Here is a 10,464-nt window from a genome sequence, read left to right on the forward strand (position 1 = left end):
CAGAAGCCGATTGGTCAGAAACAGACCCGAATCACTGCCTGCTAACCGCTTGAGGTGGCACAATGAGTCAAGCGCCATGATGTCTGGCATTGGCTCATTCCATGCTAGTACGGTTAGCCTTTTCGGCCAGGTCTCCTGGCCGAAATTGTTTTCGCAACAACCTTCTGGAGGAACACGGAATGTTCAACCCAGCGAATACTGCTCATTTTTCGCTATCCATTCACGGATCGACTTCAGAAGGAGAGATGCCTGACTTTCAGGTTCTGAGCTTTACAGGACAGGAGTCGATCAGCCAGCCCTTTCGTTTTGACCTCGAACTGGTCAGCGAACGCCCCGACCTCGACCTTGAGGCCCTGCTGCATCAGCGCGCCTTTCTGGCCTTCTCGCCCAGCGGTAACGGCGTGCATGGTCAGCTCTACCAGATCGGCCAGGGCGATGCCGGCAAGCGCCTGACCCGCTATCACGTTGTGCTAGTGCCGCGTCTGGCCTACCTTGCGCACCGCACCAATCAGCGCATCTTTCAAAAGCTCACCGTCCCGCAGATCATCGCCCAGGTGCTAGAAGATCACGGCATCCTGGCGGACGCCTACCGCTTCCAGCTGGGGCCTACGGTCTATCCGCCTCGCGAGTATTGCGTCCAGTACGATGAGACCGACCTGCACTTCATTCAGCGGCTCTGCGAAGAGGAAGGCCTGCACTACCACTTCGAGCATACCCAGGATAACCACGTCCTGGTGTTTGGTGATGACCAGACCGGCTTTCCCAGGCTGACCCCATCCACCGCCTATGTGCAGGGCTCCGGTCTGGTGGCAGACGAGCCGGTGGTCAAACGCTTTGGCGTACGCCTGGAAACCCGTACCGCCCGTGTCTCGCGCCGCGACTATGACTTCGAGCAACCGCGACTGCGCATGGAGGCCGCCTACAAGAGCGAGGCCAAGCCCGATCTGGAAGACTACGACTACCCAGGTCGCTTTACCGATCGCACCCGCGGCAAGCACCTCGCCCAGCGCGCCCTTGAGCGTCACCGCAGCGACTATCAGCTGGCCGAAGGTGAAAGCGATCAACCCCAGCTGGTGACCGGCCACTTCCTGGAACTGTCCGAGCATCCCCGCCGTGACTGGAACCAGCTCTGGCTACTCACCGGCATTTGGCATGAGGGCAAGCAGCCCCAGGTGCTGGAAGAGTCGGTTACCAGCGATGTGGACAAGCACGACGGCTTTACCCAGGGCTACCGCAACCGCTTCACAGCGACGCCCTGGGACGTACCCTTCCGTCCTGCGCTTGAGCATCCCAAGCCCAAGATCCTGGGCAGCCAGACCGCGGTGGTCACTGGACCCAAGGGCGAAGAGATCCATTGCGATGAGTACGGTCGGGTCAAGGTGCAGTTTCATTGGGACCGTGAAGGCCAGGCCAACGAACAGACCAGCTGCTGGCTACGCGTCTCGTCCAGCTGGGCGGGCGATCGTTATGGCGGTATCGCCATTCCTCGCATCGGCATGGAGGTACTGGTCACGTTCTTGGAAGGCGACCCGGACCAGCCCCTGGTCACGGGCTGCTTGTTCCACATGGAACATCAGGTTCCCTATGACCTGCCGGCCAACAAGACCCGCAGCGTCTTCAAGACCCTGAGCACACCGGGTGGTGGTGGCTATAACGAGCTGCGTATCGAGGATAAGAAAGGTCAGGAACAGATTTACATTCACGCCCAACGGGACTGGGACGAGAACGTCGAGCACGACCAGAAGATCCGCGTAGGACACGAGCGACACGACATTGTCGAGGCTAACAGCTACACGGAATACAAAGCCGAGGAACACCGCACCACGGATGCAGACCGCAAGGTTGAGATCAAGACCAACGACCACCTCACCATCGGGCAAAACCAGCATATCAAGATCGGTACAGGTCAGTTCGTCAGTGCGGGGCAGGAAATCCATTTATCCAGTGGTTTGAAGGTTGTTTTGGAGGCTGGCAGCGAACTTACCTTCAAGGCAGGCGGTAGCTTCATCAAGCTGGACGCCAGCGGCATCACTATCGTCGGCCCAACGGTCCGCATCAACTCTGGAGGCAACGCAGGCAGCGGAACCGGTGCATCCCCTCTGCTGCCGGGGCCTGTAAGGCCAGCCGACGTAGATAAGGCAGGTGCTCTGCTAACACCCGCACAGATCAATACCTTCAAGCGTAACGCACCCTTCTGTGAAGAATGCGAAAAGTGCAAGGAGGGGTTCTGTGCGCTCTGATAATTTGCTTACCCCTCAAGAGTGGTTGGCTCAACAGTCAACTGATAACTCATCCCTTTATGTCGTGATGAGTAACACCAGCGATGCCAATCCACTGAAGGCCTATTACGAAGCTCGTGAAGCTTTTGTCCCTTTGCCCATTTGGGAAGGTACCCCCTACGCTGACTGGCAGCCGGTGATGCCCTACCTAGGTAGGCTCAGCCCAAACAGCACATTTTTAAATTGGGCAGCTCAAGAAAAACATAAAGACTGGGGATGGCTAGCCCTAGCCACGCACGAGCCAGCAGCTATCGTCGAGCACCTCAAGAGTCTGACCAAAGTCTTTATGCCAGACGGTAGCGAAGTGTTTTTCCGCTTTTGGGATGGTCGGCATCTGGTCCCTGTGATTCAGACCCTGAATCAGCAGTTCTCTACCGTATTACCTTGCTTCGATCAGTACTGGGTTAATCAATTCAACGCCAGCATAACCCCAAGTACTTACCAAATCGCTCGAACATACCCTTGGTGGAGCGTGCCCCAGACGGTACTTGATGCATTGCATGAAAACGATGCCTCAACGCTGATCGATAACCTGATGCAGCACATTCAAGAAAATCACCCAGACATTTACTTCAAATTCCCAGAAATCAATCTTTTACAAAAGATCAAACGCTTTGTTCAGCGCCAGGAAACAGACATGGACGATACGGCGCAACTTATCGCTCAACTTGAAAAGGATGCTTCACTATGATTCCTCGGCTCGGCTCGCTCTCGTTTATTGGTTTGGGTGCCGAGTCACCTGATGCAAGCAAAGTAATCTCTGAATTCAAAAGCTGTTTGGGCACCTATAAAGAGCTGGCTGAAAGTTTTTGGACTGGCTGGGCATTGGATGCCGATCAGACATTCAAGATTGGCGATGAGTTAAGCGTTAGCAAGGGCAAGGATTACACCTCCCCTGTTACGAACTACGCAACGTGCCCGCTGAATGGAGAATTCACGTTAGTTCATGCTTTTGAAGCCGCCCGCTTTGTTCCCATTGGCAATACACCCGTACGGCTGGAACCTGTCACGAGAGCCTGGAACGGAGATGAAGTTACAGGACCCGTCATTAATGATGAAATCGGCCCAAGCGGCATAAAAGTTATTTCTGGCTGCAAGCGTGGGCAGCTCTATCGCATTACGTTTTTCCCGAATGTAACGAAGGCTCAGGTAGAAGCCCTATATAGCTCTTATCAAGGCGTTATTCAAAAGCTTGCTGCATGGCTTCAAAGCGAATGGACCAATCAATTCCAACCTTTATGGAGCACCTATCAAAGCGCTAACTCGGGACAACGTTTAAAACTCCAACTGGAGGCTGCCCTAGAGGGCTTTGAGCATGCACTGCTCTCGCTCTGGGACGACATAAAGTCACTTTTTCAATTGATTGCTCATCCTTATGAGAATGCTAAAAAGCTCGCTAAATACTTGAGTCCAGACGAGCTGAAAAAGCTCTATACCGCCTCCAAGGAATCGCTAAGTACAGCCTTACTGATCGCTAGTGATGAGCCACTAATGTTTATTTACGTGGCGGCAATTGTTAGCTGGGTCAAGCTGTTACCGCCTCAGACATGTGTTGAAGTACTGGCTCAATTTACCGGCGAGCTTTTAATCAATATTGTCGTCGGGATTATTTTGAGCGGCGGTGCGGGGCTTGCAATCCGCGTTGGCACCAAAGCTTTGGAAACACTCAAGTCTGGTCAAGCGACGGCTTTAATCAGCAAGCTTGCCGATACGTTAATCAACGCAAGTCAATCCCATGCACTGTCTGTACATGCAGACACCTTAAAGCCTTTAGCGGCCCATGGTGAAATCAGCGAGGCGAATACAGCCCGTAAAATCAACGCCAAGGTGGCGCCTGCAAGCAAACGCCCTACCCCAGCCGATACGCCGAGCCAAACGATTGAAAATGCCTCGACAACAAGCCGAAATAAAACGCGGCGTCAAACGCGTTTGTCTCGTGAAGAAAAGGTTGATGACGTCTCCAAGCCGGCTAAGGATCCTAACGACAAACCTTCGCAGGAATGCGCCAAAACCTGCACTAACGGCTGTCCGGTTTCCATGGTTACAGGTGAGGAATTGCTTACCCTGACCGATGGAGAGCTGGATGGGGTGCTCGCCTTTCCCTGGTCTCGCCTCTATCGCACTAGTGCTATCGAGCACAATGTTGGCTTGGGCTATGGATGGAGCCATAGTCTGGCCCATAGGTTGGAAATTCAGGGCGACACGGTTATCTGGACAGACCATGAGAATCGCCGCACCGAGTTTCCACTACCAAGCCAGCAACGTCCTGCCATTACGAACCGGCTTTCCGCTGCAGCGATCTATCTTGGCGAGGACCTAAGCGAGCTGGTTCTTGCGCAGGCGGGCGCAAAGCCTCACTTTTATCACTTCCGTCGGATAGGTCAAAGCGCGCGTCTTATTTCGATAAGCGACACATACAACAACGTCTTACGTATTTCTCGCGATGCGAGAGACCGTATTGTTCGCCTAACGAACACTGCGGGTCGCGCGCTGCGCTTCACGTATGAGCACGCTCATATCGTAGCGGTTGATTATCAGGTCTACCGCCCTGCCGATAATGAAGAAGCGAGTTGGTATACCATCCAGACCCTGGCCACCTATAGATATAACGCCCAAGGCCAACTTCTGTCTGCTACCAATGCGGCAGGTGAAAGCGAGCATTATCGCTACAACGATCAGCACGTTATCCAAGAGCGCCAACTGGCGGGCGGAGCGACGTTCTTCTGGGAATGGGAAGGCGAAGGAAAACAGTCCCGTTGCGTCCATCACTGGGCCAATTTTGCCCAAATGGATACGCGTTACGTCTGGGAAGACAACGGTACCGTTACCGTTCATAACTCAGACGGCAGCCAGCAGGTCTACCAACATGATGAAAACGCTCGCCTCGTCCAACAGATAGACCCGGACGGCGCCAAGCATCACAAGGTATACGATGAAAAAGGCCAGCTGATTGCCGAGAAAGATCCGCTAGGCGCTATCACTGAATACCTGCATGACGAGGCGGGTCATCTCATTGCTGTCATTCCGCCTGAAGATGAGCCTACCTATTACGAATACCATAAAGGCTTCGTACGCACGGTTAGCCGGGGCAAGGCTGTCTGGAAATATCGTCGTAATGCCCAAGGTGACATTACCGCTCAGACGGATCCGGACGGCAACAAAACTCACTACCACTACGACAACCGGGGAAACCTGCTCAGTATTCAACATCCTGATGGTAGCCGTCATGAACTCACCTGGAACCCTCAAGGCCAGCTGATAGAAGAGTTGCTACCTGATGGCGGTCAACGCCGTTATCGGTACGATGCGCTTGGCCGCCAAATCACTCGACAGGACGAATCAGGCGCTGTTACCCAGTATCAATGGGACGCCGTTGGCCGACTCAGTCAGGTTACGCTGCCGGGCGGTGGGACGCGCGCGTTTACCTACAATGCGTACGGCAAAATAACAGCCGAGCGGGATGAGTTAGGACGTGTTACCCGCTACGAATACGCGGACAACCTGCACCTCGTCAGTCGCCGAATCAACCCTGATGGTAGCCAGCTGCGCTATCGCTACGACAATGCTCGCCTGTTATTGACAGAGATCGAAAACGAGCGCGGTGAGCACTACCAACTCGATTACTACCCCAACGGCCTGATTCGAGAAGAAACAGGCTTTGATGGCCGTACAACAGCCTATGCCTATGACCTTAACGGCCATTTAACGGAAAAAACGGAATTCGGCGAAGACGGTAGCCAGCTGGTTACCTGCTACCAGCGTGACGCAGCTGGGCGGCTGCTCGTTAAAACCCTTCCTGACGACCAGAAAATTCATTACGCCTACGATGCCCTTGGCCGACTGGTCAGTGTAGATGACGGCCAATGGCCGCTCGCCTATGAGTATGACCTTCAGGATCGCCTCATTACTGAGCATCAGGGTTGGGCAACGTTCCGTTATCAATATGATGCCCTCGGACAGCTCAGCCATTGCCGCCTGCCGGATGGCAGCCTGCTCGACTACCGCTATCGCCATGGTGGCCTGCTGAGCGCTATTGACCTGAACGGTCAGCCACTGACGGCCCATCAGTACCTGCCCGGCGGACGTGAGCAATATCGTCAGCAAGGCGCACTGCTCAGCCATTATCACTATGACGAGCAAGGCCGCCTCCAAGCCCACCGTATCAGCCAACAGGAACGCAGCGTTTATCAACGTCGCTATGCCTACGATGCCAACGGCAATCTCGCTGCGATCGAAGATTCCCGCAAAGGCAACAAGCACTTCCATTACGACCCGCTGGATCGACTAATAGCTGTTCGGGGCGATCTGCCAGAGAGCTTTGCCCACGATCCCGCCGGTAACCTGCTTAGCCAGACGGGGCAGGAAGGCGCACGCCTCGCCAACGTCAAAGGCAACCGTCTGTTGATGCAAGGCGATAGCCACTACGATTACGACGCCTATGGCAATCTGACTCGTGAACGACGCGGCGCAAGTCAACGACTGGTCACTGAATACCGCTATGACAGCCAGCACCGCCTGATTGCCGCAACACTCCCGGACGGGCGAATCGCCGAGTACCGTTACGACGCCTTTGGCCGACGCATTGCCAAGATCATTGACGGCCAAACCACTGAATTTCTCTGGCAAGGCGAACGGCTAATCGCCGAAAGCGGGCAAAACCACTACCGTAGCTATGTCTACGAGCCCGGCACATTCCGCCCTCTGGCGATGCTGCTCGGTGAAGGGAGAGCAGCCGAACCTTATTACTACCAGCTCGACCACCTCGGCACACCACAGGAGCTGACCAGCACAGCGGGTTCTATCGTCTGGTCTGCCAAGTATCGCGCCTACGGTAATGTGGCAAAACTGGAAGTCGCCGAGCTGGAAAATCCTTTGCGTTTCCAGGGGCAATATTTTGACCAGGAAACCGGTCTGCACTACAACCGACACCGTTACTACAATCCCAATACGGGCCGCTTCCTGACACCCGACCCGATCAAATTAGCGGGTGGGTTGAATAACTATCAGTATGTGCCTAACCCAACGGGGTGGGTGGATCCGCTGGGTTTAAATAATTGCCCAGGGCAAGACCTTTGTAATCCAAATTTAAACTCATCCTTAAGCAAAGATATTTCTTATGTAAATGATGGAGAGCCTCAGCCTGCATCTCCTGAAAGCAAGTACAAATACCTATACAGAGGTGATACCCGCTCTCAAGATATAATTTTCGAAGATGGATTTAAAAGCAAAGGAGACAGCAACGACTTACAGCTTCACGTCTACGATAACAATGAGCCTCCTAGCAATTTCATTAGCACCTCAACCTCTCCGGAGGTAGGGATAGATTTCGGTACTGCATATAGAACAAAACCTGGATATCTATATACCTTGAGGTTGCTAAAAGGTATTGACGTTAATAATGAAAAAGGGTTAAAAGTTCCTTTCCCAGATGAAAAAGAAATAGCCGTACCTAAGGAGGTGAAAAGAGAAGATATACTAGGAGTAACACCATTAAAAGCAGATGGTAGCTATAAAGGATATTCCATACCTAACCCTAGAAGAATTTAGAATGAATAATGAAAGAACCATATCCATATTAAATAATGGAAAATTGGAATCTGCCAAAATAATTTACTGTCTTAATAATCCTAGCAGGATCGAGTTATTTTTATCAGATGGGAATAAGTTTTCTTCATTAGGGAACAACTTATTCGAAAGTTTTTCTAACATGCGAAGAAGCCTAAAGTACATTATTTTTCTTTGCAAAGGCGCTAAAATAAACGTGTACCCCTCAAGAATGTCGTCTCAGATGTCATCTGGACTGATGGCCTATGAGGTAAAAATGGGCAGGCCTGCTTTAAGAGAGAACCTTGTTAATATCTTCGATTATGAAGATGAAAGAATATGTATAAATCCTGATGATCAAAAAAATTACTTTGAAAAATGGCTAATGTCTATTTAATTGTCACAAAAAAGTTTTAATATCATTATTACACTAACAAGCGAATTATAAATTAGCCAATTTTTATGCGACATACAAGTATAAGACCGAGAATAAAATCTTAGAAAGGACCTATAAGAATAAACCAAAAAAATTGATGGACATAAAATAATAAAAACATACTCTTATTGGATTAAATTGTCTTTCTTATAGATATAAACCTGTTCTTTTAGAAAAGCTAGGATAACTATTTTCTATTGAAAGCCATGATTTTAGCGCTTATTTTGAATATCTAGAGGAAGAATATATAGCACTTACCTGGTATGCAGATGAGATTGTTGATCCAAGAGGCTTTCTCAAAGAACTATGAAATTGCTAAAATAGAATGGAAGGAAGATCTTATAAAGGCAGAGTCTGAAGATCGCTCCACATGGTAGATAATGTGTTACAACTCAATCAAGGAAGATGAAGATGCTCTTAATATGGCAAGGTTTTGGTTTTTTAGTCGTTATTATTCCCCTGTTTGTGGCCTTGATTGGCTCCTTACTAGGTGGCCTTTTAGGTGCAACTAACCTCATCATTTTCCCGCTAACGCTACTTGCATCCGCTATGGCCGTTTTCTATTTCGGTAAGCGGCTGAATAGCCGTCCGGGAAAGATCCTGATTGACCCAGAAACCCAGCAAACCGTTGAGCTGCGTAAGCGCCACACCCTGTTCTGGATTCCAATGCAATATTGGGCGTTTCCGTTGGGGGTACTGGGATTTGCAATGCTGCTGGGCAATTTAGTCGCCTAATCGCATTCAAGTAAGGGTTCGCCAAGCGTTAGCGAATCCTTGCTACGAACAGCATCCCTAGGTTTATAGACCTGGATCAATACCGTCCACAGTCTGCTCTTATAAGCTCATGGCTTTGAAGTCGCTACCCCATGAGCATCACGCATTTCTTCAAGCCCGAACTCCTCTCCCCTGCCGGTACGCTCAAATCCATGCGTTATGCCTTCGCTTATGGAGCGGATGCCGTCTACGCGGGGCAGCCACGGTATAGCCTCCGGGTCAGAAATAATGAATTCGACCATGAGCACCTCGCGCTGGGCATTAATGAGGCACATGCGCAAGGCAAACGATTTTATGTGGTGGTCAACATCGCGCCACACAACGCCAAGCTGAGGACGTTTCTGAAGGATATCGAGCCCGTTATTGCCATGGGCCCGGATGCGTTGATCATGTCAGATCCTGGCTTGATCATGCTGGTGCGTCAGGCATTTCCCCAGATGCCGATTCATCTGTCAGTACAAGCCAATGCGGTGAACTGGGCGAGCGTGAAGTTTTGGGAGAGCCAAGGTCTGTCACGCGTGATTCTGTCCCGAGAACTGTCGCTGGAGGAGATTGAAGAAATCCGCCAACAGGTGCCGGGAATTGAGCTGGAAGTGTTCGTTCACGGCGCGCTGTGCATGGCTTATTCCGGACGCTGCCTACTGTCCGGCTATATCAACCGGCGCGACCCTAATCAGGGCACCTGCACCAACGCCTGTCGCTGGGAGTACAAGGCTCATCTAGGGAAAGAGGATGCATTAGGCGCTATCGTGCAGCATCATGACCCTATCGCACTCAACGTACCGGAACCAACGCTAGGCTCTGGTACGCCTACAGATGAGGTTTTCCTGCTGGAAGAAGCGGGCCGACCGGGTGAGCTGATGGAGGCCTATGAGGATGAGCATGGCACCTACATCATGAATTCCAAGGACTTGCGAGCCGTGCACCATGTCGAGCGGCTGGCAAAGATAGGTGTGCACTCAGTGAAAATCGAAGGCCGGACCAAGTCCCATTACTACGTGGCACGTACGGCGCAGGTCTATCGCAAGGCTATCGACGACACAGTGGCGGGCCGCCCTTTCGATAAATCCTTGATGGATACCTTGGAGTCATTGGCTCACCGCGGTTACACCGAGGGTTTTCTGCGCCGCCATGTGCATGACGAATATCAGAACTATAACCAGGGCTATTCGGTATCCGAGCGCCAGCAGTTCGTGGGTGAGTTGACCGGTGAACGTCGCAACGGACTGGCTGAAGTAATCGTAAAGAATCGCTTCGACTTGGGTGACTCTATCGAGGTCATGACGCCTAAGGAAGGTCTGAAGTAGCCCTGTATTTCCGGTCGACTTCAGCCCTCGCTGCTTTTGAAAGCGGGCCGTCGATCAAAATCGACCAGGTAACCCGCTCAGTTCTCCGTTTTTGGCCGCCGCGAGCACCTCGCAGCAGCCATTT

The 10,464-nt window shown here is 51.7% G+C and carries 4 protein-coding genes and 1 pseudogene; all 5 read left to right on the top strand.

What is annotated here, in order from left to right:
- The first annotated feature begins 179 nt into the window (after positions 1-179).
- The gene (gene tssI / locus HMPREF1487_RS08945; RefSeq protein WP_010796309.1) at positions 180-2,240 is read left to right on the top strand and encodes a type VI secretion system Vgr family protein; all 2,061 of its coding nucleotides are present in this window, start codon (positions 180-182) and stop codon (positions 2,238-2,240) included.
- A complete protein-coding gene (locus HMPREF1487_RS08950) occupies positions 2,230-2,970 on the top strand; it encodes a DUF4123 domain-containing protein (protein ID WP_010796310.1) in 741 nt (246 codons plus the stop codon). The genes tssI and HMPREF1487_RS08950 overlap by 11 nt, the downstream gene beginning before the upstream one ends.
- Positions 2,967-7,826 (top strand): RHS repeat-associated core domain-containing protein, encoded by a 4,860-nt coding sequence (locus HMPREF1487_RS08955; RefSeq protein WP_010796311.1) that lies wholly within the window; start codon positions 2,967-2,969, stop codon positions 7,824-7,826. The genes HMPREF1487_RS08950 and HMPREF1487_RS08955 overlap by 4 nt, the downstream gene beginning before the upstream one ends.
- Before the next feature lie 838 nt (positions 7,827-8,664).
- Positions 8,665-8,994, top strand: a complete 330-nt coding sequence (locus HMPREF1487_RS08965; RefSeq protein ID WP_230382201.1) for a hypothetical protein — start codon at positions 8,665-8,667, stop codon at positions 8,992-8,994.
- Between the two features lie 131 nt (positions 8,995-9,125).
- Positions 9,126-10,334: pseudogene (gene yegQ / locus HMPREF1487_RS08970) on the top strand (tRNA 5-hydroxyuridine modification protein YegQ); the annotation flags it as partial.
- Between the last annotated feature and the right edge of the window lie 130 nt (positions 10,335-10,464).

This window comes from Pseudomonas sp. HPB0071 (genome assembly GCF_000478505.2).
In the GTDB taxonomy this organism is placed as follows: domain Bacteria; phylum Pseudomonadota; class Gammaproteobacteria; order Pseudomonadales; family Pseudomonadaceae; genus Chryseomonas; species Chryseomonas luteola.

Coding starts and splice junctions, on each gene's coding strand:
- tssI (WP_010796309.1), top strand. CDS start 180: ATGTTCAACCCAGCGAATACTGCTCATTTTTCGCTATCCATTCACGGA.
- HMPREF1487_RS08955 (WP_010796311.1), top strand. CDS start 2,967: ATGATTCCTCGGCTCGGCTCGCTCTCGTTTATTGGTTTGGGTGCCGAG.
- HMPREF1487_RS08965 (WP_230382201.1), top strand. CDS start 8,665: ATGAAGATGCTCTTAATATGGCAAGGTTTTGGTTTTTTAGTCGTTATT.